Genomic DNA, 23,264 nt, shown 5'->3' with positions numbered 1-23,264 from the left:
CCTAGTCTTTGATGACTGATTTAATCAAACGGTAGAACCGATCACCGGCATCGGTAATTCCAACAGCTGATGACTGAGCCTGCATGGCTTTTGCCTGTTGGTCATCCAGCAGCAAAGCATCGGCAGCCTTGATCAAAGATTCACCATTAAAATCAGGTTCCTTAATCGACAAAGCAGCACCCGCTTCTACCAAGGCACTCGCGTTTTTACTTTGGTGGTCACCCGTCACAAATGGTGAAGGTACTAAGATTGCTGGCAGACCCAGTGCCGTTAGTTCGGCAATGGATGTAGCCCCTGCTCGCGATACCAAGACATCCGCCTTTTTCATCACGGCCGGCATGTTATCAATATAAGGCAAGACCTTAATATGGTCGCCAAGTGTTAGACCACGTTCTTGTAACAAGCGGTTAAAGTTATCGATTCGCTTTGGTCCTGCAACCAAAACAACCTGGTAAGGACGGTCATTGAATGTTGAAATAGCATCAAGAGTTGCCAGGTTAATGGCCGGTGCACCTTGTGACCCACCAAAAATCAACAACGTCTTTTTGTCATCTTCTAACCCATAGCTCGTCCATGAAAAATCAGACTGGAGGTTCGCTACTTCCTGGGCTCTTGGATTACCTATCACTTCAGTCTTATCGGCTGGGAACTGGTCCTTGGTTGCTTCAAAGCCCAAGCCAATTTTTGTTGCATTTTTAGCCAAAAACTTATTGGTCACACCAGCAACTGAATTTTGTTCATGAATAACCGTTGGGATGCCCATTTGTTGTGCGGCATACAAAACAGCGCCAGAAACATAACCACCAGTTCCGACAACGACGTCGGGCTGAAAGTTTTTTAAAATTTTCTTGGCAGCAGCAGTTGCCTTCAAAAACAGGTAAACCGTCTTAAAGTTGGTTAACGAGAGCGAACGTGAAAAACCTTGGACATCCAGTTGCATAAAGGGCAAGTTCGTCTTCGGCACGATTTGCTTCTCAACTCCACGGAAAGAACCAATATACAAAAATTCTGCTTCTGGTTCCTTTTCCTCAATGATTTTAGCCAAAGCTAAGGCCGGATAAATATGGCCACCCGTTCCGCCACCTGATAACACTACTTTCATTTTTGCTCTCCTTACCCAATCTGCAAACTATTTTTTAAGGCTTGTTCGTATGCATCCCCACGAATCTCAAAATTAGGATATTGATCCCAAGAAGCGGCTGCTGGTGAAAAAAGAACGACCTCTCCAGGTTTTGCCATTTGGACAGCCAATGGTGCCGCTTCTTCAACTGATTTCACAACTGTAACCGGTAAATGCAAGGATTCAGCCAATGCCTTGACCTTATCGTGCGTTTCACCAAAGGCAATCACCTGACGAACATGCTTTAAGTCTGGGGCCAAGCGGGACAAGTCATCCCCACGGTCTAGCCCCCCAGCCAGCCAAACGACTGGCTGGTTAAAGGCCGACAAGGCCGCTTGCGTTGCTTCAATATCAGTTGCCTTCGAATCGTTATAATACAAGACGTCTTGATTTTTAAACAAGAATTCCAACCGGTGCTTAACACCTGAAAAGGTCTTCAAGACATCAATGATGCCAGCTAGGTCGGCACCTGCAACCGTTGCCGCCGCCGTTGCCGCCAAAACATTTTCCAAGTTAGGTTGACCAACAAGCTTAACGTCTTTGAAAGGCATTAGTGTTTGTCCTGCAAAAACCAAGTCATCGCCACTTTGGTGGGCATAGGCTACTTGGTCTTGATCATCAAAGAGCAGTACCTGGGCAGCAGTCTTACTTTCAATTAATGGTGTATCTGGTCCCTGGCCATTTAAAATCAGCACTTGATCAGGGCGTTGGTCTTCTGTAACGTGAATTTTAGCGGCTAAGTAAGCCAATCGCGTGTGATGAAAGTCCATATGATTGGCAAAGACATTGGTAATCACGGCAATATCAGGCTGAATCATTGGAATCCCAACTAGTTGGAAAGAAGACAATTCTAAGACGAGCGTATCATCCTTCGTCATCGAACCCACAACTTGGCAAACAGGCGTTCCGATATTACCAGCGACAACGACCTTCCCCTGCTTTGGATCCGCTTGCAACATCTTCCCCAAAAGCGTTGTCGTCGTCGTCTTCCCATTTGAACCGGTAACAACAATCAAACGGCCAGTAAAAGTCGACAAGGCAACGGCTACTTCCGTCAGAATTGGAATCTTCAACCGCTCCGCCTTTTCCAACAATGGTTGTTCGTAATGAATACCTGGATTTTTAACGACAAAATCAGTATCCTCTGCCAAAGATTCTGCTTGGTCGTTTTCAGCAAAAGAAACACCAGCAGCTTTCAAGGCTTTGACATCAGCATCTTCCTCAATTTGGTCGCAATTGGCAACCGTAACCTGCGCACCAAGTTCAACCAGTCGTTTAGCAGCAGCCTTCCCTGATTTGGCCCAACCTAACACTAATACCTTTTTATTTTTAAAATCTAACTCTGCCATACCCTACTCCTTTTTCTGACACACACAGTGCTGATTTTTTATGTACAGTGGTTAACGTTATCAACCACTTTTAAATGTTAGTAAAAAATGAAAACGGCCAAAATGGCTAGGACCAATCCAACTGACCAAAAGGCGATGTCGATCTGCCACTCTGACCAACCAAACTTTTCAAAAGAATGGTGAATCGGTGCCATTGGGAAGACTCGTTTATGGAAGAAGTGATAAGAAAATGTCTGAATAATGACGGACAAAGTTTCAATCACGAAGACTAGTCCAATAATTAACAGGGAGATGACGGCGTGCAACAAAATGGATTCAACTGCCAGTCCAGCTCCCAAAGCAAGAGAACCCGTATCGCCCATAAAAATCTTGGCCTTTGGTAAATTGAATATCAAAAAACCAACTAACGTCCCAATCAAAATCAGGTTAAAGGAAACCATCGCCCAGTTAGCGGCCCAATAGGCCATGACGGCGTAGGCACCATAAGCAATCACGGCTAAGCCACCCAGAAGACCGTCGAGGCCATCAGTCAGGTTAGTAGCGTTTGACCAACCAACTAACCAGAACCAGATAAAGATGACATAGAAATAGCCCAGATAAACGACGCCAACAACCGGCAAATTAATGACGGCTGGCACCTTTAAGGCCCAAAGCAAAAACATTACGACAACGGCCGATAGCGTTTGCGCTGCTAATTTTGGCTTAAAGGCAAAGCCATCATCGGCATGTTTCAGTAGTTTCAAAACATCATCGACTGCACCAATCAAGGCAAATGAACCAATCGCTACTGAAAGGGTCAAAACCGTTGTGAAAGCGGTTGAATTTTCATAAGTTCTTGGCAAACAAAAAGCAACGACGATTGTCACCAAGACGAAAACAGCCCCTCCCAATGAGGGCGTACCGGCTTTTTGCTGGTGATCTGGACCCAAGACCCGAATCACGGCCCGTTCCTTACTTTGCTTCAATTTTTTGATCACCATCGGCATCAAAAGTGCTGTGATAGCCATTCCTAAGAGGAATTCTAGTACAACTGACATTACGTTCTCTCCTTAAAGTTGACGCTAATTTTACTTTGACCGGTTACCGCTGTGCCGGCTGTCACGCTTTGCTTTTCTCCATAACCAGACCCAGTTAAGGACATCTTGACCTTTGCTAAGTAGCCCCAAGTCAAAACATCGTTTTTGGTCCAGGAACTAAAATCAGGAACAGTGACTGAACCACTTGCTGTCACAAAGACGCGCTGTCCCTTAATAGCATCCTGATTGCCCTTGATTGATTGCGCTGAAATGGTGCCACTTGAGCCCAAAGTTGTTACAGATAGCCCTGCATTTTGCAGTGCCTGCTCCGCTTGACTAATCGACAAGCCTTTCACGTCTGGAACTGTCACCTGATTGGTCTTCGACTTAACACTATCATCCCCATCGTTTAGGGCCTGAAGTATCACTGGTCGAAAGACATTATTCAATGTAATTTGAATATTGGCGTCCGGGAAAACCTGCGGCTGGCGAACTGCTATATACATAATATACTTTGGATTTTGCTCCGGCACAATTGCCATCACCGAATGAATATCATTTGTTAACCCATCCAGGTACTTTCCATTCTCGGAAATCTGCGCAGTTCCAGTCTTAGCAGCGACCTGGTAACCAACATCAGACAAACTATATTGTTTAGCCGTTCCATCATCCGCATTCACAACCCCAGCCATCAAAGACAAAACTTGCTTGGCTGTACTTGCTGAAATTGGATTGGCGACCTGAGTGGTCTTGCCCTGGTAAATAACTTTTCCCGTCTCCGGATTTGTCACTCGGTCAACCAGGTAAGGTTTGATTTCCTTGCCCCCGTTGGCAATAGCCGTATATGCTTGAAGTAGCTGAGCAGGGGTTACCCGAATAGCCTGGCCATACGCCGTGTTGGCCTGATCAATCGGCTGTTCAAAGGACATCGATCCGGATTCTTCGTTGGGCAAATCCATTCCGGTCTTCTTTAGGAAGCGGAACTTGTTGATATATGATTCCCAAGTACTTGCACCAAGAGCTTGTTCAAGGTGAGCAAAACCAACGTTTGATGATCGCTCATAGGCCTGGCGATAAGTTAGAATACCCTCACCGTTACCAAAAGCATCAACAACCTTCTGGCCGTTAATATCGTAAGTTCCAGATTGGTAAGTAGCATTTGGATGCCACTTGCCTTCTTGAATAGCGGCTGCCAATGTAATGGTCTTCATGGTTGAACCTGGTTCAAAGGATCCTTGATTAATCAGGTTTTCCCAAGCGGATGAAAGTCCGTCTTGTGTATTTGGATCAAAATTTGGTCGTTGCGTAGCAGCCACAATCTTACCTGTTTTCGCTTCCATCAAAACGGCGACTGCTGATTTTGCTTTTGTACCGGCGAAAAGGACGTCCATCCGGTTTTCAAGCGTTGCTTGCAACTTTTCATTCAGCGTTAAGGTCACGTTATTGCCATTTTCAACCTGATTCTTTTTAGAAGTCTCATTCTGATTTCCAAGAGAAGTCTGAATACCATCCTTACCACGTAAGGTACTGTTTTTAAAGGCTTCAATGCCTAAAATACCGCCAAGTGTTCGCTGACCGGCAGAGTTCTGCGTTGAATTTGTTAGACCAATAATATGTGAGGCCATCCGGTTATTTGGATAATAACGGGATGGCTGGGAATTAAACTTAATGCCCGTCAAATTTAAGGCCTTAATCTTATTGTAAGTATCGACACTTAAGTTTTTTGCCTTCGGACCAAATTCGACCTGAAGCTTGTTAGAGGTCAACTGAGCATATAAGTCATCATAGCTGATGCCAAGAATGACACTCAGTTTCTGCGCGGCATCCTTCTTATCAACCACGTAGTCAGGCTTGCCTGTCTTCGTTACTTGCTTTTTATCCAAAACGGCATACATATCATAAACCGTTGAGTTGTCCGCAAGAACTTGACCATCCGAATCCAAAATTTGCCCACGAGTAGCCGGCACTGTTTCCTTTTGCATAAAGATTAGTCGAGTGGCAGCGGTTAAGTTATGGTTGTTGACTACCTTAAAACCAGCAATCTGAAAAAGGCGACCACCCATGATTAAAATAACAAAGAAAGCCCCCACAAAGAGGAGGGCACCGAAACGCTTACCGTTCCGTGTTATTTTTTTCCCGAGTTGTCGTCTTTTCTTCTGCTTCATCTGCTTACTGGTTTACATTCCGAACGTTGTTAGTACTCTGTTCCATATTAGCTGATTGGGCAACCTTTTCCAAGTTGTCACGATTCGTTTTTGATTGAATGTCACCACGATAAGAGTCGTTTTCCTCTTTCACATTGGTCACCTTCTGGGAGATCTGTTCATTTTGAGCATCAACTCGTTGCATGGTCACAGTTGTTGCCACTGTTCCCATCATCAACAGCAATACAATAGTGGCCATAAAAATAACCAAGCCACGCTCCCGTTTCGTCCAGACAGCTGCCTGGTAGCGCTTTTTGGTCCGAACTCTCTTGGCAGACGGTGTGGTAGGCTGCTCAGGTAAAGCAGTCGCCAAATCTTGGTAGCGATAAGCGTTTTGTGCCATTTTTGAACTCCTTTACTAGTATCTTTTTCAAACAAAAATCATCACATTACCTGCTGAAAGCGTTAAGAATCTTCCCGCTTCAACCGGACAATGCCTCTTAATTGTGCCGAAGCAGACCGATGATTTTCTGCTTGCTCTTCTTCACTTGGCTTAATCGCCTTACGTGTTAATAATTCATAATCTGCTTGCATTTGTTCAGGCAAGAGTGGCAAGCCACGTGGTAAATCAGGTGTGGCTGCCTTTTCACGAAACATCTGTTTAATCAAGCGGTCTTCTTGGGACTGGAATGAAATTGCTGAAATCCGTCCTTGAACAGCCAAAAGGTCTAAGGCCTGCGTCAGTGAATCCTCTAAAGCCCCTAATTCGTCGTTAACGGCCACTCTCAGAGCCTGGAAGGTCCGTTTTGCCGGATGCCCCCCATGGCGCCTAGCTGGTGCTGGAATCGCTTCTTTAATAATTTCAACCAGGTCAAAGGTGGTTTCAATTGGCTTGACTGCCCGAGCCTGTTCAATCTTGCGAGCGATGGCTTTCCCAAAGCGGTCTTCCCCATAACGAGTCAAAACTCGGACCAAATCAGAAAATGGCCAGTCATTGACAATGACCTTTGCCGTTAAGTCCTGGCGACGATCCATGCGCATATCCAATGGCGCATCATGGTTATAAGAAAATCCTCGATCGCCTTGGTCAAACTGAACGGATGACACGCCCAAATCATACAAAACACCATCAACTTGGTAAACACCACGGTCATTTAAGCTTTGCTTCAATGTGCGAAAGTTCTGGTAGACCAAAACTAATTTACCATCAGCAATTTCTTGCTCATACTGCTTTTGATTATGTAAGATAGCGGTCTGATCTTGGTCAAAGGAATAAAGAGTCCCAGTGGTCAATTCCTTAAGAATTTCGCCAGTGTGACCCCCGCCCCCCAAAGTCGCATCGACGTAAATGCCGTCTGGCTTGACCGCCAGCAATGCAACCGCCTCTTTTTGGAGGACCGTTACGTGTTCAAATGCCATTTTATTGTCCTCCTGTTTAATGCTTTTCTCATCCATCAGTCTATTCGCGTTGAATAGACGACTTTAAAAATCAAAATCGACTAATCCCTCAGCAATTTCATCAAAGTTTTCAGCAGTATCCTCTGTATAGGCCTGCCAATTTTCCTTAGACCAAATTTCAAAGGAATCGCCGGCACCCGTCACGACCACTTCTTTGTCAATCTGGGCATAGTCCTTCAGGTTGCCATCAACAATGATGCGCCCCTGCTTATCAAACTCTGCTTCTTTAGCACCGGCTAAAACAAAACGCTTAAAGGCCCGAGCTTCTTTTTTCCCGATTGGCAAAGTATTTAATTGTTCCTCTAAGTTTTGCCAAACCGACATCGGCATGGCCCGTAAAGCATGTTCCATCCATCGGACAACCACGAAGGATTCACCCAATTGATTTCGAAACTTAACCGGAATGGTGAGCCGGCCCTTGGGGTCTAAATTATGTGAAGATTCCCCCATGAACATCGGCACACCCTCCTTTCTTAAAGATAACTTAACAATAATTTACCACATTCCCCCACATTCCTCCACTCTTCTTGTAATTTTTTTAAACCGCTAGTAATAAAAAAAGCTTAAACCCTAAAAAATCAGGATTTAAGCTTAGTGGGGAATTTCCCCTATCTTTTTAAAATCACAGCCAGAACACACAAGACAAGTAGCAAAATAATGCCAATAATGCCAGTCGCCTGCCAATAACGATGGCAGAAGAAAGCAAGTCGTTGGCGATGCCACAAAGCAATCGAACTCCAAATTGCCCCAATCAATAACCAAACAACTAAAACAGCTAACAAATCAGACCGATAAAAGGCTGCACCCCAGGTTAAATGTGCGAAAACAAATGTCGGAATAACAGCAAGGTCCAGGACCCCAATTTGTGGAAAAGAGCGATAAAAAAGTCGCCACAAAATAATTAAAAAGAAAGTGGCTAACCAAATGGCAGGCCAATAAAACCACGTCATAAACATTCACCTCTTCGTCAACTTTACCAAGGTCAGTTGAGAATTTCAATTTCACCCTTGCATATGTTATGATAAATTTAAATTACTCAGGAGAATGTTGCTACCAATCATGGCCAAAAAAAAAGCTAAGAAAAAAGTAAGTCAAACACCCGTTCAAAAAAATACAAACGTTGATACCGAGCTCCAAAAAGAAGTCATCCGCCAATTAGATAAACGACCAATCCCAAAGGTTGAAAAGAAAAAGAAGAGTAAATTCCAGGTTTGGACTTGGATTATGTCAATCTTCATGGTTGTTGTCATGGCTGGTTCCGTCATCTACGCCGCCATCGCCGCCATTGGCCACTAAAAATTAATCAAAAAACGCCGACCAATTTCTATGGTCGGCGTTTTTATTATGTTTATTGATTTTATTCAACAGACAACAAAAATGGGTAAAGGTCCTGACCACCGTCATGAACTTCGCATTCCAAGTCCTCATCAAGCTCAGCAACCGCTTCCGTCAAAGCTTTGATATCTTTCTTCTTGGCATCCTTACCAGTAATGATCGTGACAATTTCACTATCATCGTCTAACATCTTTGCTAAAGTATCCTTGACTGTTTCCAATAACTTTTGGCCAACCACAACGATTTCGCCATCAACCATTCCAAGCCAATCACCCTTTTTAATGGTTTGGCCATTCAGAGTTGTATCACGAACCGAATGAGTAATCTGACCAGAAACAACTGTTGCCAACTGTTCAGTCATGGCTTCTTGGTTATCTGTTACCGAAGCAGCTGGATTGTAACCCAGCATTGCCGTTAGACCTTGTTGAATCGTCCGCGACTTCACCACTTCAACAGGGATATCAACCAAGTCTTTTGCCTGGTCAGCAGCCAAGAAGATATTTGAGTTGTTTGGCAAAATAATTGCCGCTTTTGCCTGTGACTTTTCAATGGCTTCGACAAAATCAGCCGTTGAAGGGTTCATCGTTTGGCCACCAGTAATCACCTGGTAAACACCCAAAGAATCAAATAATTGTGCAACACCATCACCAGCTGCTACTGCAAAGACCGCTACATCAGGTGCTGGCTTTTGTTCTTGTGCCGTTTGCTGGTTCTTTTGATCTTCTTTTTCCTGTTCATCGATTACGGCCTGCTGTTGGTCACGCATATTGTCAACCTTGACCTTGACCAATGAGCCAAATTCACCACCCCAATGAATGATTGCCCCGGGATCTTCCGTGTGAACGTGAACCTTGACAACATCTTCATCATTAATAACCAAGAGCGAATCACCCTTGTCGGCAATGAAATCGTAAAAGGTTTGGTAGTCAAATGGCTTTTCAACCGTCGTCCCCTTGCCAATCTCGACCATGACTTCCGTACAGTAACCGTACTTAATGTCTTCTGGCCGTAATGATTCATTTGCTTGGGCACCCGCATGCAACTTTGAAACCATCTGGTCAAGTTCCGCGTTATCAGGCGTTTGCAGGTTTTCTTCTGAAACCGTACCCGAAATCACTTCGGCAAAGGCTGACAAAACCAAAACAAGACCCTGACCACCAGAATCGACCACACCAACTTCTTTCAAAACAGGCAAAAGGTCAGGTGTCTTATCCAATGCCACCTGGGCAGCATGAGCTACTTGATCCATCATCGTTGGTAAATCAGCACCAGCATTGGCCTCTTCATCAGCAGCCGCTGCGGATTCGCGAATCACCGTTAAGATAGTTCCTTCTGTTGGCTTCATTACTGATTTATAAGCAACTTGAGCAGCCATCATCAAGGCATCGGCCAAATCTCTGGCTGAAAGGTTATCCTTGTCAGCCAAAGAATCAGCCATGCCACGGAAGATTTGCGACAAAATCACACCAGAGTTCCCACGAGCTCCCATCAAAAGGCCCTTTGCCGTCGCCTTCGCTAAGGCCCCAACCGTTTCTTCCTGGGCATCACGCTCATATTGAGCACCTGAAGCCATTGACATGGCCATATTGGTCCCCGTATCCCCATCAGGAACAGGGAAAACGTTTAACTTGTTAATGTTCTCCGCATTCGCAGTCAACTTGGCCGCGGCGGCATTGACCATCTTGCCATAATCGGCAGCAGTGATAGTCATTATTTTTTCTGCAGTCATCTTCTTTTTAATCCTTGGTTTCAATTCCTTGGACAATCACGTTAACTTCGGGTACATGAATTCCCAAATAACTATCCAAATAATACTTGACCTTGCGTTGAACCGATGTGGAAATTTCTGCTAACTTCATGCCGTAACGCACAACGATATAAACATCCACAATAACACCAGCGTCCGTTTGCGAAACAACAACGCCTCGGCCATAATTTTCCCGATTCAAAATTTGGTTAACACCATCACGCAAAGCAGCCCGTGAAGCCATTCCAACCACACCAGGGTTGGCAATTGTGGCCCCACCAACAACCGACGCGATTACGTCGTTTTCAATTTTGATCTCGCCATTTTGAGTTTGAATCTTAATTGCCATCACGTTGTTGTGGGACAAAAAGCCCCACGTTCCTTTCTGTTTACGATAATCCTATTTTACCATGTTCTAAGAAAAGGTTCTAATTTGCCAACCGGCGGCTTCATGCCTTTTGTCATACTCTCTATTGCTGGTAAAAAATTAGTTGCCAAATGGCTAAAACCAGTTAGCACCTACTGATAATAAAAAAACCACCGTCAAGTGGTGGTTTTTAAACACGTTCGATTGAGCCGTTCTTCAATCCGGCCTTCAAAGTACGTGCCGTTAAGTAAACTTTCTTAGGTGCGGAACCGTTAATCTTAACAGTAACCTTTTGCAAGTTTGGCTTCCAGCTACGACGACTTGAATTCAAGGCGTGTGAACGTTGATTACCAAAACGGGTGCGTGCACCAGTAATTGCATCTTTTGCCATGTCTGACCCTCCTATCCGAGCCGAGGTATTGTTCATGCTCTTCTTATCAACAATACAATATTTTACCAGAATAAAAGACCTTTAGCAAGAGCAGAAATCGATTTAACCATTGGTTCCACCTCAAATTCAAAGGCAATTCGCTCTATACGAGTCTTTTACCACTGTTTATCCAGAAAATTACTTATACTAAAGTTTTTCCTAATCCAGTATAACGAATTCGAGCAATAAAGGCAAAGCAAATCGTCTGCTTTGCCTTTTTACCTGATTTACGCTGGCAATCAACAAGACTAATTTTCAATCATCTTATTCAATCTCATTCATTAGTAGAGCAAGCACTAAAAAGGAGGTGTCAGCACAATCACTGCCGCCCCCCAATTAAATTTAAAATTATGCGTACTTTTGCAAAATTTGAGCTAATTGCTCTTTGTTATGGAAACCAGTAATTCGTTCTACGGCCTGACCATCCTTTGTCACGACCAAAGTTGGAATTGCACGGATGCCAAAGTTAGCAGCCGTTTCCTTGTTTTCATCAACATCAACCTTATAAAAGTTAATATTCTTAGTAGCATCTTCATCAGACAAAGCATCTAAAACAGGTGATTGCATCTTGCACGGTCCACACCAAGTTGCCCAAAAGTCCGTAATGGCAACGCCAGTAGCGGTTTCTTTTTCGAAATTTGCGTCAGTAATTGCTGTTACAGCCATTTACTTACCTCCATCTTTGCTCTGAGTAACAATCATGATTCCACTGTCAAAAGACAAGTGGACCAATTCATTAATAAATTCATTCGATGACCACATTATAGCCTTACTTTCTGGCTGTGTCAAGGTATACTTCGCATCGATAATTTTCAAATTATCAACTAGACCCAATGGCATAAAACCGAGATATTTCATACCACCAATGTGCTTCACCACCTTTTGTCCAGGCAACAAATAGGAAACAACATTCTGCTTATCAACCAGCGCGACTCGTTCTACTAAATCTGGCAAATCGATTTCTTGTGCCAATTCGGTAAAGCCCGCCATTGCTGGAAAAGTTAAATTAGCTAAAAGATGATCCAGGCGGCCACCGGTGGCCCCGTAGACCCTGATTTCATCTGCACCAAGACTAGCAGCGGCTTTAATCGCTAACTGCGTATCAGTAAAGTCCTTTTCGGGTGGAAAGCGGTAAACATGGTTGGCTTCCAAATGACTGATAACCGCCTCAAACTCCTCTTTTGTCAAAGAGTCAAAGTCACCCACCACCGTTTGAAAGTCCATCCCGGCTTGCATCAGGTACCAGGCGCCACGGTCAGCACCCAACCACTGCCCCTCTTGCTCAAAAATATCGTCAGGCCAAAATTCAGTCGGACCTCCGGCTAAGATATTAATTCGCATCCATTCATCCTTTCTTTTCGAAAAAAGCCAAGCAAAAATTTGCTTAGCCCTTTTGGATTATTATTTAATAGCGAGATTGTTTTACTTAGTTAAATCCAACAACTTGGCAACCTTAGCAGCTGGATCTTTCTTATCGTAAACATATGAACCAGCAACGAAGACGTTGGCACCGGCCGCAGCCGTCAACGCAATGGTCTTTTCATTGATACCACCATCAACTTCGATATCGTAGTCCAAGCCATTGTCTTGCTTATAGGTAGACAATTCCTTAATCTTTTCGACCATTTCTGGCAAGAAGGCTTGACCACCAAAGCCAGGGTTAACCGTCATGACCAAGACCTGGTCCACCATGCCTAACACAGGAATAATTGCTGATACCGGTGTTCCAGGATTAATAACCACTTCTGCCTTCACACCAGCAGCCTTAATCATTTGCAAAACACGGTGAATATGTGGCGTTGCTTCCACGTGAACACCAATCAAATCAGCACCAGCTTCAGCCAATTCTTCAACATGGTTTTCTGGGTGGACAGCCATCAAATGGACATCCAAGAACAAATCAGTTTGTGGCCGTAATTGCTTCACCCAAGCTGGACCATAAGCCATCGATGGGACAAATGACCCGTCCATCAAATCGACGTGCAAATACTTTGCACCAGCCTTTTCCACCAAGGCGACATCTTCGCCTAACTTTGTGACATCTGCACTCAAAATTGATGGAGCAATAATTCCTGCCATGTTTTCCTCTTTTCCTCAGCGCTCAGCATTGAACGAATTCATTGTCGAACAGACAAGTGACCTTCTTACTGACGCCATTTTTGGCTCGTCTTTTGGTAGACTGGCCGTTTCCCTTTAATAATTTGATAAAACAGTTCGTAACTATTATACCGTGCCTGTGAAATACTGCCAAGGGCAACCCCTTCTTTCACCGCACAGCCAGGTTCATTGATATGCAAACAGGTCCGAAAACGGCACTGACCGCTAACTGCTTTGATTTCAGGAAAGTAATTGCCTAATTCTTCAACCGGAAAGTCAAAAACTTCATAGGATGAAAAACCGGGTGTATCTGCGATCAAGGCCTCAAAAGCTGGTACTAAGATCAGCGAAACTTGTCGGGTCGTATGCTTCCCACGCGAAAGCGCCTTTGAAACAACACCCGTCTCCAACTGCAATTCCGGTGCCAAAGCATTGAGCAACGTTGACTTACCGGCTCCGGTTTGGCCCATTGCGACCACAACCTGATTTTTCAAAATTGGCTGAAAGGTGGTGGCGACATCTCCGTCCGAAACGATGACATCGTAGCCAATCGCACGATATTCGATTAAGGTTGCCTCAAAATTCTGCCTGGCAGTCGGTTCAAGCAAGTCCATCTTTGAAAAATAGAGGACAGGCTTCACACCAGCGGCCTCCAGTGCCACCAACTGCCGGTCCAACAAATTTTGAGAGAAGGCTGGCTCGACTACCGATGTCACCACAATTGCTAAATCAACATTGGCAATAGGCGGGCGCACCAAATCATTTTTCCGATCATGCAACGCCCAAATAAAACCCTCGCCATTTTCCGATTCAAAATCAGCAAAATCGCCGACTAAGGGGCGGTGTTTTTTTTGCCGAAATTGTCCTCGCGCTCGCGTGCGCTCGACAACCCCGTCATCCATCATAATGTCATAGTAACCGGCCAATGACCGAATAATCCGTCCTGTTTTCATACGCTTAGTATAGCATATTTTTAAAAATTCCAGTGCACACCGTCAGCCGAATCTTAACAAAAAAGAAAAAAATCTAATCCTTGATGAGTCTGATCTTTAAACAAAAAAAGCCACTAAAAAGTAGCTTTTTTGTCATCACTATTAATCAAAAATCCAAATTAATGGTTATTCGACGATGATGAGGCGGAACTCGATGATGAAGATGAAGACGAGCTCGATGCATTATTATTTGAATTATTACTATTCGAACTGCTCTCCTGGCCAGAAGAAATTGTCAAGGTCACCGTCTTATCTGAAGTAATTTGCGACCCAGATGGTGTATCTTGAGCAATCACTTGACCACTTGGCTGGCTAGAATTCGTAAAGTTAAAACTAAGTTGAATTCGATTGGCGTTTGCCCAACTAATCGCATCACTTTGGTTCTTACCAACCAAGTTTGGCACTTGTACCTTACTTGGACCAGTTGAAACCGTTAAGGTAATTGTCGTTGAACTAGGATCAACAGAGGTAAAGGCCTCAACCGATTGCGAGATTACTTCCCCACTAGGAACATCAGAACTAGCTTGGCTTTTTCGTTTAACGGTGAAGCCCTGACCACTTAACTGTGCAGCTGCCTCGCCATAGCTCCAACCGCTATAATCCGCTAGGCTGACCTTATTCCCACCAGAGGAAACCACCAAAGAAACGGAAGTTCCCTTCTTTAGGTAGACTCCTGATCCAGGTTTCGTCTTAATCACTTGACCATTAGCCACCGTCTTAGACGATGCATAAGTTGGACTGGAAACCGTCAATCCAGCATTAGAAAGCTTACTTTCAGCTTGGTTTAAGGACATATTAGCAACATCTGGCATGGTAACGTAGTTACTCTCAAAATAGCTCGCACTGCCAATCCCAGCCAATAACAAGAGTAACATTACTAAGGAAACAACCCACTTTTTGGCCGACTTGTACTTAACGCCATTTTTTGACAAAACCTGTCGAACAAACTTCGGCGTCCGATCAACTTTCGCGGCAATTTTTTTAACTGACATCCCCTGCTTAGCGTAATCAATAATTTGCTCAGTAACTGATTTTCCTTCTTCAGGATCCTTTAAAGTATCGGGGTCAGCTACGTAGGGTCGGTCAGATAAATCAGTATCGACTAAACGTGTTTCATCAGAGGTCTCCGGTACATAACGTTTTTCTTGAGAACGTCTTTTGGACAACGAGGTCTTGAGATCATCGGCCATATCTTCAGCCGAAAAATAACGATCTGCTGGATTTTTAGCAGTTGCCCGCAAAATAACATTTTCTAATGGCTGGGGAACCTGACTGTCAAAATCGCGCACAAAAGGCATTGGCATGTTTCCATGCTTATAAGCCACTTGTTCGGGCGTATCACCTTGATAAGGCACTCGGTTCGTCAAAAGCTCGTACAAAATAACACCCAATGCATAAATATCGGACTGGGCAGAAGCATGCTGACCGATTGGTAATTCCGGCGCCAGGTAGTGAATGGAGCCAATCACTGTGTGTACCTGAGTCAACGACTGCGATTTTTTGGCCGTCGCAATCCCAAAATCGGTAATCTTCACTTGTCCTTGTTTATCAATCAAGATATTTTGTGGTTTCAAATCACGATGAATAATACCGGCACGATGGGCAGTAGCCACCGCATCCAGAATCTGTTCCATGATATTAACTACTTCGTGATAAGGGATTGGAAAATGCGCCTGGGTATAATCCTTCAAATCCATCCCATCGACATATTCCATCACCAAATAAGAGGAACCATCAAATTCACCGGCATCATAAACCTGCACAATATGGTCATTGATTAAAGCAGTTGCTGATTTTGCCTCACGTTGAAAGCGTTCAACAGCATCCGGTTGGTCCTTGATATCCAATCGAATCATCTTCAACGTGACATCACGGTTCAAATAAGTATCAAAAGCTTGGTAGACATTAGCCATGCCGCCACCACCCAGAGGGCGCACTACTCGGTAGCGGTGATCAATCATCGTTCCTTGTTCCATTAATTTTGCCTCCCTGTTCGTTGCGGCATTTCTTGCTTATTATCTGGTATCTGACGAACATCGGCATAGGCCTTGGCCGCCATTTGCTGGTTTGGATTCGTTAAATCAGTCACCAGCAATGCTGTAATATTGTCCGGTGCCTGGCGCGCATTGGCTGCCTTCATCAGGGCCCGGATTCGTTCGGTCAAATCTAAGACAGATCCCAATGGCGGCTCATTTCCCGGACGGTGGCGTCTTGGTTGGAGCAGTTTGACTTGGTCCTCAATTGAAAGAACCTTGACCAGCCCATCGGAGGTCAAATAGAGCCAATCATCTTTTTTAGGGACAAAAGTCGTCCACTCAAGGTCAACTTTTTGATTAACCCCCAAATAGCGGGTCAAAGAATTAGCCTCAGGTAGGTTTTCATCATAAATTTGACCACTATCACGCTTGATTTCATTACGCAGGGTATGGTCAAAGGTCAACAATTCAGCACTTTCCCCCCGCAACAAATAGGCTCTGGAATCGCCAGCGTTTGCGACTAAGATTTTTCCTGGCAAGCAAGCAGCCAAAACCACAGTTGTCGCCATTTTGTTAACCCGCGGATTTTTTTGTCCAGCTAACAAAATCGCGCGGTTGGCCAAAGCAGCCTGATGCACTAGCCAGTCCTTCACGCTTTCTGGATCGGTCATATTCTTTTTTTGCCAAGCAGAACCAAGTGTTTCCACCACAATTTGACTGGCCTGCTTAGAGCCTGGATTAGAGGCAACGCCATCAGCGACAATCACTAAAGCTTCGCCCGATTGATTATAAAAGGCGCCCACTGCGTCTTGATTATCGACCCGTGTAGGGCCTTTTTCGCTGATATAAGCAATTGCCATCTTATCTAATCCTTCCTTTGAAGGGTGGCTACGAAAAAGCCATCCGTCTCGTAGTCATCCGGGTAGATTTTCAACACGTCGCCTACTCGATCATCCTTCAACTTCTTATCGGTTGGTGTCTTCAACAAGGTAAAATCAGGATTTTCAGCTAAAAAGCGTTCAATCACGCCATCGTTTTCCTGATTTAAAATCGTACAAGTACTATAAACCAAACGGCCACCAGGTGCTAAGCGCTTCGCGGTCGCATTTAAAATCGAAAGCTGTAAGTCAGCGAGGTGCAAAACATCCTCAAGTGACTTTTCATAGCGAATTTCTGGTTTACGACGCAAAAGTCCTAAGCCAGAACAAGGCGCATCGACCAAAATTCGGTCAAAGTCTTGGTCCAACTTTTCCGGCACCTGCCGAGCATCCAAAGCTTTTGCTTCAACCCGGTCAGCTAAACCAAGGCGGTTGGCATTGGCCTTAATCAACTTAACCTTGTGCTCGTGGATGTCTAAGGCCAGAACCTTGGCATTTCCAGATAAGTACTGGGCAATCTGGGTCGTCTTGCCACCGGGAGCGGCTGCGGCATCCAAAACAGAGTGAACTGACTCATCAATGTCTAGCGCCTCAACCGGCAACATGGCGGATTCATCTTGAATCGTAATCAGCCCGCCAATAAAGGCCTTGGAAGAAGCCACGTGACCACCGGTAACCACCAAGGCATCGGCAGCCACGGCGGAGTCGCGAACGGACAGTCCTTCGCCCATCAAACTGGCCTTCGTATCAGCAACCGTTGCCTTAGCCGTATTAACTCGAACAGCCTGGGCCGGTGCTTCATTCAAAGAGGCTAAAATCCTCTTGGTCTTATCTTCGCCAACTTGGTCCAATAAGGCCTTTACCAGCCAAACAGGTAACGAATACGAAATCGATAAATGTTCGATTGGGTCTGCAATTTTACTCTCATCACGAAGACCTGTACGGTCCATATTATGAAGAATTGCCGTCACAAATTTAGCTGTCCCCACGTTTCCGAGGGTTTTAGCCACTTCAATCGTTTCGTTAAAAATCGCATGCTTCGGAATTTTGTCTAGTTTATGCCACTGGAACAATGCCGTCAAGAGTAATTCCTTAACCCAAGGTTCTAATTTTTTCCCCTTTACAAAAGGTGCCAACCAGTATTCTAGTAATAGACGATACTGAATCGTTCCATAAACCAGGGTTGTTAAGAGACCCTTATCAACCGCTTTCAGTTGATGGCTCTTAATCACCTGGTTCAACTGCAGGTTAGAATATGCACCGTTTTTAATTTTAGCTAACGTGGTAACTGCTAGCAAACGGGGATTTTGACTGTTTTTTACTTGATTAGGCATTAACTTCCTCGATGGTGACCCACTGGTCGCCCACTGTATACTTTTGACCGGCGCCATTCAAATAGGCGGCCACGGCCATGACGCTCTTGCCGGCTGGCTGCAAACTTTGGATTGCTAATTGCGTTCCATCAGCGGCCGCAATCACCAGGTTTTTCTTATCTTTTTTTGTAATCACGCCCGGCTTTGCTTCTGTTGTTTCAGCTAACGGTGTCGTTTCCACGAGTTTAAAGCGTTCGCCACCAACCACGGCATGGGCTGGATGAGTTGGGTACAAGCCACGAATATGCCAGTTTAACTGTTCAGCAGTCTCTTTAGCAAAATCTAAGTTCTGCTGGTCACGACTGATGTTTGGTGAAAAACTAACCTGGTCAGGGTCTTGTGGCTCTGTTTGAGCTGTTCCCGCTGCCAATTTGGGCAAGTTAGCAAGAACCAATGGTGCTGCGACAGCGCTCAACTTATCAAACATGGTCCCCACGTTGTCAGTTGCCTCAATCGGCACCTTAACCACATCAATCACATCACCAGCGTCCATTTTCTTGACCATGTACATCAATGAAACACCCGTTTCTTGGTCACCGTTCATAATCGCGTAATGAACTGGCGCACCACCACGATACTTTGGCAGCAAGGAAGCATGGGCATTCACCGCCGCCACCTTGGCTGCCTGCAACAACTTTTCCGGCAAGAATTGCCCAAAAGCGGCCGTCACAATAAAATCAGGAGCCAGACCAATTAATTCGGCCATTTCGGCTGAACCACTGATTTTTTCCGGCTGTAAGACCGGTAAATCATGGGCTAAGGCGGCCATTTTAACCGGACTTGGTGACAACTTTTGCTTGCGACCCTGTGGTCGGTCAGGCTGTGTGACAACAGCCAAAACATCATATTGGGGATCAGCCACTAAGGCCTCTAAAATTGGAACAGCAAATTGGGGTGTTCCCATAAAGACAACGCGATTGGTCATTAACTTCCTCACTAGTTCTGCCGATTAGAAAGTCGGCGCTTTCATTCATTATAACAAATTCAATCAAAAGACTCATTGACGCCAAGGCAGTACCAATTAAGTACCATCCAATGACACCAAAACGTCTCTGCCAAGACCGCATGAATCCTTACATAAAGGTAACTGGGTCACGCTTCACCGAAAGCTGGAAACCAGCCTCAGCCTTTTGCGAGCGATCAACCAAGTCACGCAGTAATGCATCTGCCTCATGGGGGTTCTTCAATTTGAGTAAAATCTGGAAATAGTACCGCCCCTTTAGCTTTGCAATAGCTTGAGGCGATGGTCCAAGCATCAAAACATCCTGTGGTAATTTTTTTCGCAGCCAAAGGCCAATTTTGGCACTCTGGATGGCCACTAGATTTTCATCAGGGTGCGAACTCTGAATCTGAATTGTGTAGTAGTAGGGCGGAAATTCACCGGTATGGCGGATGGCCATTTCTTGTCGGTAAAAGCCCTCATAATCGTGGCGCTGGGCAAACGTCAGAGCGTAGTGTTTCGGATTAAACGTTTGAATCACCACTTCCCCTGCCCGGTCACCTCGACCAGCACGCCCGGCAACCTGGGTAAGCAGTTCAAAGGTTTTTTCACTGGCACGAAAATCAGGTAAGCCCAATCCCGTATCAGCATTTAAAACGCCAACCAGGGTAACATCCTCAAAGTCCAAGCCCTTGGCAACCATTTGCGTTCCCAACAAGATTTGTGCTTTTTTAGCGCCAAAATCAGCCAGGGCTTGCGCCATGGCGCCCTTCTTCTTCGTCGTATCCTGGTCCAAGCGGATTACCGGGTACTCCGGTAGAACACGGCTCAATTCTTCTTGGACCTTTTCAGTCCCAGTTCCGTAGTAGCGAATCCGCTTTGATCCACAGCTTGGACAAATATGCGGAATTGGTGCCTGAAAGTCGCAGTAATGGCACTTCAAGGTTTTCGTATCCATGTGCAGGGTCATGGCCAAGTTACAATTAGGGTCTTTTGGAACATAGCCACAGTCCCGACACATCACAAAGGAAGAAAAGCCCCGGCGGTTCAGTAGCAAAACGGCTTGTTCCCCACGGGCTAAATGATCTTTCAACTTTTCCAAAAGTTCGGTTGAAAAATTAGTATCCCCTTTTAGAACAACCGTCTGTCGCATATCAACAATCTCAACCGGTGGCAACGTGGCCGCTGCCGCTGCCCGTTTCGTTAGCGTCAGCAATTGATAAACGCCCTTTTGCGCCCGAGCTCGACTTTCCAGTGAAGGGGTTGCAGAACCCAAAACAACGGGTGCCTGATGATAGGCGCCCCGCCATAAGGCCACGTCGCGGGCAGAATAATGTGGATTTTCGCTTTGGCTATAGGAAGTTTCGTGCTCCTCATCAACGATAATCAAGCCCAGCTTAGCTAGCGGGGCAAAGACCGCTGACCGGGCACCAACCACCACCTTAACCTGGCAGGATTGAATTCGACGCCATTCATCATAGCGCTCTCCGGCCGACAGACCAGAATGCAGGACTGCAGTTGCATCCCCAAAACGGTCTGCCACTCGTTTTTGCATCTGTGGTGTCAGCGCAATTTCAGGAACTAAAAAGAGGACTTGTTCCCCCTGATCAATCGTTTTTTGCGCCGCTTGGAGGTAAACCTCAGTCTTCCCAGACCCGGTAATCCCCTCAAGCAAAAAGGTCGTCTTTTCCTTAGCCGTAATGGCTGCAGTCACGGCATCATAAGCCTTCTGCTGATCTTCGTTTAAAACCTTAACTGCTTCAACTTTGCCCGAGGCCAGTGCTCCGGGACGCCGCTTCTGCTCAACCTGGCGCTTGACCAACCAGCCGTTTTTGACACCAGTTGTCAATGTTGCTGCAGCGACATCAACTTGGGCCAACCAATCGCGCTTCGTAAAGGTTTCACCAGGGTGTTCCTGGCAAAAGGCCAACAAAGCAGCCTGACTTTTAGCTGATTTACGCAAAGTTTCTTCCGCTTGGCCCAATAGGCCCTGGTCACTGGTTACCTGATAGGCCAGTTCCGTTTTAATTCGGCCCTTATTTTCAATCACCGTTTCGATTGACAGTTGACCTGCCGCAGCTAACTGGCGGACCTGCCGCCACTCCTTCGCCGAAAAGTCCTTGGTTTTAACTAAGCGCTCCTCCTGACCGTCTAAGTAGGCCACACGGTCAGCAGGCAACAAGCCAGCTTGTGCTCGCAAACGCTTCTTGTAGGATGCCTTTAAAGCGGTTGGCAGCATCAAAGCCAAAAAAGAGACCTGGAATGAAAAATTAGTTTGCGCCAATTCCTCGGATAAGTCCAACATTTCCTGGCTGAGAACCGGATGGTCATCTAAGACCGTCAAAATATCCTTGACCTGGTCAACGGCTAAATCAGCTGGCAATTCGACACCGATTTTTAACACATAACCCAAAACCGAGCGGTAACCAAAGGCGACCAAAACACGGACACCGGGTTGCACTTCATCTTGAATCTCATCTGGAATCAAATAAGTATACGGTCGATTCGTTTGTTGGGTGGGAACATCCACCACCACCTGTGCGTACGTCAGTGCCACCGCTGGTCACCTCCTTCTTTGTTATGTTTTCAATAGCTTACTTGCAATAGATAAAGCTAGAATAAAAAAGACCCGAAACGTTCAGGGTCCTTATCTTAAACCTTGGTTAAATTAATGCCAACTTTATCTTCAATAATTTCCAAAGCCTGCATATACCGGGCATAGTAACCCGCTGGGTCATCGGGTCCACCCGGCCGATCCAAAGCCACTGCCAAATCATCATAGCCATAGTCGGCAATCACCTGCCAAAGGTGGCGATCAAATTGGGCACTTTCAATTGGATCTGCGCCGTTTAAAACAGCCACTGCTGGTGGAATAACCAAAATCAAATCGAGTTCTTCTTCTTGAATTGTATTATCAAATAGTGGTAACAATTGAGCCAAGTCATCTTTTGGTAACCACTCCCTAGCTTCCGCCATGGTCACCATCGCATCCGTATCGAAGAAGGTCAAGCCGTTATTAGCCGGTGAGTTGATCTCGGCCGAATTGGCATCATACTGGCCTTGAATAATCCGCGAATAATCCTTTAAAAGTAGTTCACTATCAAAGACATTTGATTTTTCCTGGTAAGTTCGTGAAAACTCTACCGAAAAAGGTGAGTTGGATGTTCGGGCTAAACGCCTGGTTAAAGTTGATTTACCTGTTTGCGGTGCCCCAACGACCAAAATCTTTTTAGCAAAATGGCGGCGGAAAACACGGTTAATAAAGTCCCAGTTCCCCAAGGGATCATTACGAACAGCTGTTGCCGATACCTTTAAAATGGTGCGGTCCATTAATGAGACACGGAAATGACCATCTTTTGGCAACATCTTTTCCAGCATTTCCTTATAGTCTGCTTCACCTGTATATAGCGTAATCTGCGCCTCAGGGTTGACAATATTTCGTCGAATCGTCGCCGTCAACCGGTCTGTCCACTCCTGCCAACCGTTCGGCATCTGAGGAATATCATCTTCATTGATATAATCAACCTTGATGTTGTCTTCATCATTGAAGGCCTCCCGGAGGTAACGGAACCGCTTTTCAACCGGCAAACCAATTTGATCGCCACGGTCGCCTGTGTACCCCGAAGTAATCACAACGACCCCATCATTCAGGGCTGCGGCCTTATAAATTTCGGCCTGGTGCCCAATGTGCATCGGTGCCAAGGTTCCAAAAAAGACCCCAATTCGGTCACCTGTTAAGTTTGCTTTGACTAAGTTTTTCTTGACCATCAGTCTTCCTAACATCTATCTTATCAAACACTTCACTGGAAAAATCAGCCAGTGCATATTACTTCTATTATACCAAAGATAGTCAAGGGGGTTGTTGAAAGGCAATTTACGTTTAGTCGCTATAAACACATCATGAACATTATCTTAATGGTAATTATAGCCACAAAACCAAAACCCTTCAGAAATTTTGATAGAAAAGAACCACCACTTTTTAATAAAGGCAGATTCTATAATTAATTCGAACGAGAAAATTTAAAATAAAAACCCAAAGAAT

At 45.2% G+C, this 23,264-nt stretch carries 22 protein-coding genes; 1 reads left to right on the top strand and 21 read right to left on the bottom strand.

Annotated features, from left to right (window positions below):
* Window position 1: 1 nt before the first annotated feature.
* The 8 genes from murG to FEFB_RS00730 all read right to left on the bottom strand — a co-directional run bounded on the left by murG (window position 2) and on the right by FEFB_RS00730 (window position 8,037).
* On the bottom strand, window positions 2-1,102 hold the full coding sequence (gene murG, locus FEFB_RS00765) for an undecaprenyldiphospho-muramoylpentapeptide beta-N-acetylglucosaminyltransferase (protein ID WP_047974351.1): 1,101 nt from the start codon (window positions 1,100-1,102) through the stop codon (window positions 2-4).
* 11 nt (window positions 1,103-1,113) lie between these two features.
* A complete protein-coding gene (gene murD / locus FEFB_RS00760) occupies window positions 1,114-2,469 on the bottom strand; it encodes a UDP-N-acetylmuramoyl-L-alanine--D-glutamate ligase (protein ID WP_047974350.1) in 1,356 nt (451 codons plus the stop codon).
* Between the two features lie 77 nt (window positions 2,470-2,546).
* Window positions 2,547-3,506: a phospho-N-acetylmuramoyl-pentapeptide-transferase gene (mraY, locus tag FEFB_RS00755; RefSeq protein ID WP_047974349.1), complete on the bottom strand. Its 960-nt coding sequence runs from the start codon at window positions 3,504-3,506 to the stop codon at window positions 2,547-2,549.
* Complete coding sequence (locus tag FEFB_RS00750; RefSeq protein ID WP_047974348.1) at window positions 3,506-5,650, bottom strand: penicillin-binding protein 2; 2,145 nt, start codon at window positions 5,648-5,650, stop codon at window positions 3,506-3,508. The genes mraY and FEFB_RS00750 overlap by 1 nt, the downstream gene beginning before the upstream one ends.
* A 4-nt stretch (window positions 5,651-5,654) precedes the next feature.
* The gene (locus FEFB_RS00745) at window positions 5,655-6,032 is read right to left on the bottom strand and encodes a hypothetical protein (RefSeq protein ID WP_047974347.1); all 378 of its coding nucleotides are present in this window, start codon (window positions 6,030-6,032) and stop codon (window positions 5,655-5,657) included.
* Between the two features lie 62 nt (window positions 6,033-6,094).
* The gene (rsmH, locus tag FEFB_RS00740) at window positions 6,095-7,048 is read right to left on the bottom strand and encodes a 16S rRNA (cytosine(1402)-N(4))-methyltransferase RsmH (RefSeq protein WP_047974346.1); all 954 of its coding nucleotides are present in this window, start codon (window positions 7,046-7,048) and stop codon (window positions 6,095-6,097) included.
* 63 nt (window positions 7,049-7,111) lie between these two features.
* Complete coding sequence (gene mraZ / locus FEFB_RS00735; RefSeq protein ID WP_047974345.1) at window positions 7,112-7,543, bottom strand: division/cell wall cluster transcriptional repressor MraZ; 432 nt, start codon at window positions 7,541-7,543, stop codon at window positions 7,112-7,114.
* Window positions 7,544-7,695: 152 nt separating this feature from the next.
* Entirely contained in the window at window positions 7,696-8,037 is a 342-nt protein-coding gene (locus tag FEFB_RS00730; protein WP_047974344.1) for a hypothetical protein, read from the bottom strand.
* Between the two features lie 94 nt (window positions 8,038-8,131).
* On the opposite strand from FEFB_RS00730, the gene FEFB_RS00725 reads away from it, so the two are divergent.
* Window positions 8,132-8,383 carry a DUF4044 domain-containing protein gene (locus FEFB_RS00725; protein ID WP_053068893.1) on the top strand — a complete coding sequence of 84 codons (252 nt, stop codon included), beginning with the start codon at window positions 8,132-8,134 and terminating at the stop codon, window positions 8,381-8,383.
* A 61-nt stretch (window positions 8,384-8,444) separates the two neighbouring features.
* Here FEFB_RS00725 and FEFB_RS00720 read toward each other — a convergent pair whose 3' ends face one another.
* The 13 genes from FEFB_RS00720 to FEFB_RS00660 all read right to left on the bottom strand — a co-directional run bounded on the left by FEFB_RS00720 (window position 8,445) and on the right by FEFB_RS00660 (window position 22,990).
* A complete protein-coding gene (locus tag FEFB_RS00720) occupies window positions 8,445-10,151 on the bottom strand; it encodes a DAK2 domain-containing protein (RefSeq protein WP_047974343.1) in 1,707 nt (568 codons plus the stop codon).
* Between the two features lie 7 nt (window positions 10,152-10,158).
* Window positions 10,159-10,518: an Asp23/Gls24 family envelope stress response protein gene (locus FEFB_RS00715; RefSeq protein WP_047974342.1), complete on the bottom strand. Its 360-nt coding sequence runs from the start codon at window positions 10,516-10,518 to the stop codon at window positions 10,159-10,161.
* A gap of 208 nt (window positions 10,519-10,726) precedes the next feature.
* Window positions 10,727-10,927, bottom strand: coding sequence for a 50S ribosomal protein L28 (gene rpmB, locus FEFB_RS00710; RefSeq protein WP_047974341.1), 201 nt, complete (start codon window positions 10,925-10,927; stop codon window positions 10,727-10,729).
* Window positions 10,928-11,314: 387 nt separating this feature from the next.
* Window positions 11,315-11,632 (bottom strand): thioredoxin, encoded by a 318-nt coding sequence (gene trxA, locus FEFB_RS00705; RefSeq protein ID WP_047974340.1) that lies wholly within the window; start codon window positions 11,630-11,632, stop codon window positions 11,315-11,317.
* On the bottom strand, window positions 11,633-12,307 hold the full coding sequence (locus tag FEFB_RS00700; protein WP_047974339.1) for a thiamine diphosphokinase: 675 nt from the start codon (window positions 12,305-12,307) through the stop codon (window positions 11,633-11,635). It abuts the gene before it with no gap.
* Between the two features lie 81 nt (window positions 12,308-12,388).
* Window positions 12,389-13,045: a ribulose-phosphate 3-epimerase gene (gene rpe, locus FEFB_RS00695; protein WP_047974338.1), complete on the bottom strand. Its 657-nt coding sequence runs from the start codon at window positions 13,043-13,045 to the stop codon at window positions 12,389-12,391.
* A 65-nt stretch (window positions 13,046-13,110) separates the two neighbouring features.
* Window positions 13,111-14,016, bottom strand: a complete 906-nt coding sequence (gene rsgA / locus FEFB_RS00690; protein ID WP_047974337.1) for a ribosome small subunit-dependent GTPase A — start codon at window positions 14,014-14,016, stop codon at window positions 13,111-13,113.
* A 158-nt stretch (window positions 14,017-14,174) separates the two neighbouring features.
* On the bottom strand, window positions 14,175-16,031 hold the full coding sequence (gene pknB / locus FEFB_RS00685; protein ID WP_047974336.1) for a Stk1 family PASTA domain-containing Ser/Thr kinase: 1,857 nt from the start codon (window positions 16,029-16,031) through the stop codon (window positions 14,175-14,177).
* A complete protein-coding gene (locus FEFB_RS00680) occupies window positions 16,031-16,891 on the bottom strand; it encodes a PP2C family serine/threonine-protein phosphatase (protein ID WP_053068892.1) in 861 nt (286 codons plus the stop codon). Before FEFB_RS00680 ends, pknB begins: the two co-directional genes overlap by 1 nt.
* A 5-nt stretch (window positions 16,892-16,896) precedes the next feature.
* Complete coding sequence (gene rsmB, locus FEFB_RS00675; RefSeq protein ID WP_047974335.1) at window positions 16,897-18,243, bottom strand: 16S rRNA (cytosine(967)-C(5))-methyltransferase RsmB; 1,347 nt, start codon at window positions 18,241-18,243, stop codon at window positions 16,897-16,899.
* Window positions 18,236-19,207: a methionyl-tRNA formyltransferase gene (gene fmt / locus FEFB_RS00670; RefSeq protein WP_047974334.1), complete on the bottom strand. Its 972-nt coding sequence runs from the start codon at window positions 19,205-19,207 to the stop codon at window positions 18,236-18,238. The genes rsmB and fmt overlap by 8 nt, the downstream gene beginning before the upstream one ends.
* Before the next feature lie 148 nt (window positions 19,208-19,355).
* Window positions 19,356-21,779 carry a primosomal protein N' gene (priA, locus tag FEFB_RS00665; protein WP_047974333.1) on the bottom strand — a complete coding sequence of 808 codons (2,424 nt, stop codon included), beginning with the start codon at window positions 21,777-21,779 and terminating at the stop codon, window positions 19,356-19,358.
* 95 nt (window positions 21,780-21,874) lie between these two features.
* Window positions 21,875-22,990, bottom strand: coding sequence for an AAA family ATPase (locus FEFB_RS00660; RefSeq protein WP_082131868.1), 1,116 nt, complete (start codon window positions 22,988-22,990; stop codon window positions 21,875-21,877).
* Between the last annotated feature and the right edge of the window lie 274 nt (window positions 22,991-23,264).

The sequence above is a fragment of the Fructobacillus sp. EFB-N1 genome, from assembly GCF_001038455.1.
GTDB classification, from domain to species: Bacteria; Bacillota; Bacilli; order Lactobacillales; family Lactobacillaceae; genus Fructobacillus; species Fructobacillus cardui.
This window is presented reverse-complemented; position numbering and strand designations above follow the sequence as displayed.

What these genes read in the sequence shown, in the direction of transcription:
- murG (WP_047974351.1), bottom strand. Translation starts at nt 1,102, where the DNA reads ATGAAAGTAGTGTTATCAGGTGGCGGAACGGGTGGCCATATTTATCCG.
- murD (WP_047974350.1), bottom strand. Translation starts at nt 2,469, where the DNA reads ATGGCAGAGTTAGATTTTAAAAATAAAAAGGTATTAGTGTTAGGTTGG.
- mraY (WP_047974349.1), bottom strand. Translation starts at nt 3,506, where the DNA reads ATGTCAGTTGTACTAGAATTCCTCTTAGGAATGGCTATCACAGCACTT.
- FEFB_RS00750 (WP_047974348.1), bottom strand. Translation starts at nt 5,650, where the DNA reads ATGAAGCAGAAGAAAAGACGACAACTCGGGAAAAAAATAACACGGAAC.
- FEFB_RS00745 (WP_047974347.1), bottom strand. Translation starts at nt 6,032, where the DNA reads ATGGCACAAAACGCTTATCGCTACCAAGATTTGGCGACTGCTTTACCT.
- rsmH (WP_047974346.1), bottom strand. Translation starts at nt 7,048, where the DNA reads ATGGCATTTGAACACGTAACGGTCCTCCAAAAAGAGGCGGTTGCATTG.
- mraZ (WP_047974345.1), bottom strand. Translation starts at nt 7,543, where the DNA reads ATGTTCATGGGGGAATCTTCACATAATTTAGACCCCAAGGGCCGGCTC.
- FEFB_RS00730 (WP_047974344.1), bottom strand. Translation starts at nt 8,037, where the DNA reads ATGACGTGGTTTTATTGGCCTGCCATTTGGTTAGCCACTTTCTTTTTA.
- FEFB_RS00725 (WP_053068893.1), top strand. Translation starts at nt 8,132, where the DNA reads ATGTTGCTACCAATCATGGCCAAAAAAAAAGCTAAGAAAAAAGTAAGT.
- FEFB_RS00720 (WP_047974343.1), bottom strand. Translation starts at nt 10,151, where the DNA reads ATGACTGCAGAAAAAATAATGACTATCACTGCTGCCGATTATGGCAAG.
- FEFB_RS00715 (WP_047974342.1), bottom strand. Translation starts at nt 10,518, where the DNA reads ATGGCAATTAAGATTCAAACTCAAAATGGCGAGATCAAAATTGAAAAC.
- rpmB (WP_047974341.1), bottom strand. Translation starts at nt 10,927, where the DNA reads ATGGCAAAAGATGCAATTACTGGTGCACGCACCCGTTTTGGTAATCAA.
- trxA (WP_047974340.1), bottom strand. Translation starts at nt 11,632, where the DNA reads ATGGCTGTAACAGCAATTACTGACGCAAATTTCGAAAAAGAAACCGCT.
- FEFB_RS00700 (WP_047974339.1), bottom strand. Translation starts at nt 12,307, where the DNA reads ATGCGAATTAATATCTTAGCCGGAGGTCCGACTGAATTTTGGCCTGAC.
- rpe (WP_047974338.1), bottom strand. Translation starts at nt 13,045, where the DNA reads ATGGCAGGAATTATTGCTCCATCAATTTTGAGTGCAGATGTCACAAAG.
- rsgA (WP_047974337.1), bottom strand. Translation starts at nt 14,016, where the DNA reads ATGAAAACAGGACGGATTATTCGGTCATTGGCCGGTTACTATGACATT.
- pknB (WP_047974336.1), bottom strand. Translation starts at nt 16,031, where the DNA reads ATGGAACAAGGAACGATGATTGATCACCGCTACCGAGTAGTGCGCCCT.
- FEFB_RS00680 (WP_053068892.1), bottom strand. Translation starts at nt 16,891, where the DNA reads ATGGCAATTGCTTATATCAGCGAAAAAGGCCCTACACGGGTCGATAAT.
- rsmB (WP_047974335.1), bottom strand. Translation starts at nt 18,243, where the DNA reads ATGCCTAATCAAGTAAAAAACAGTCAAAATCCCCGTTTGCTAGCAGTT.
- fmt (WP_047974334.1), bottom strand. Translation starts at nt 19,207, where the DNA reads ATGACCAATCGCGTTGTCTTTATGGGAACACCCCAATTTGCTGTTCCA.
- FEFB_RS00660 (WP_082131868.1), bottom strand. Translation starts at nt 22,990, where the DNA reads ATGGTCAAGAAAAACTTAGTCAAAGCAAACTTAACAGGTGACCGAATT.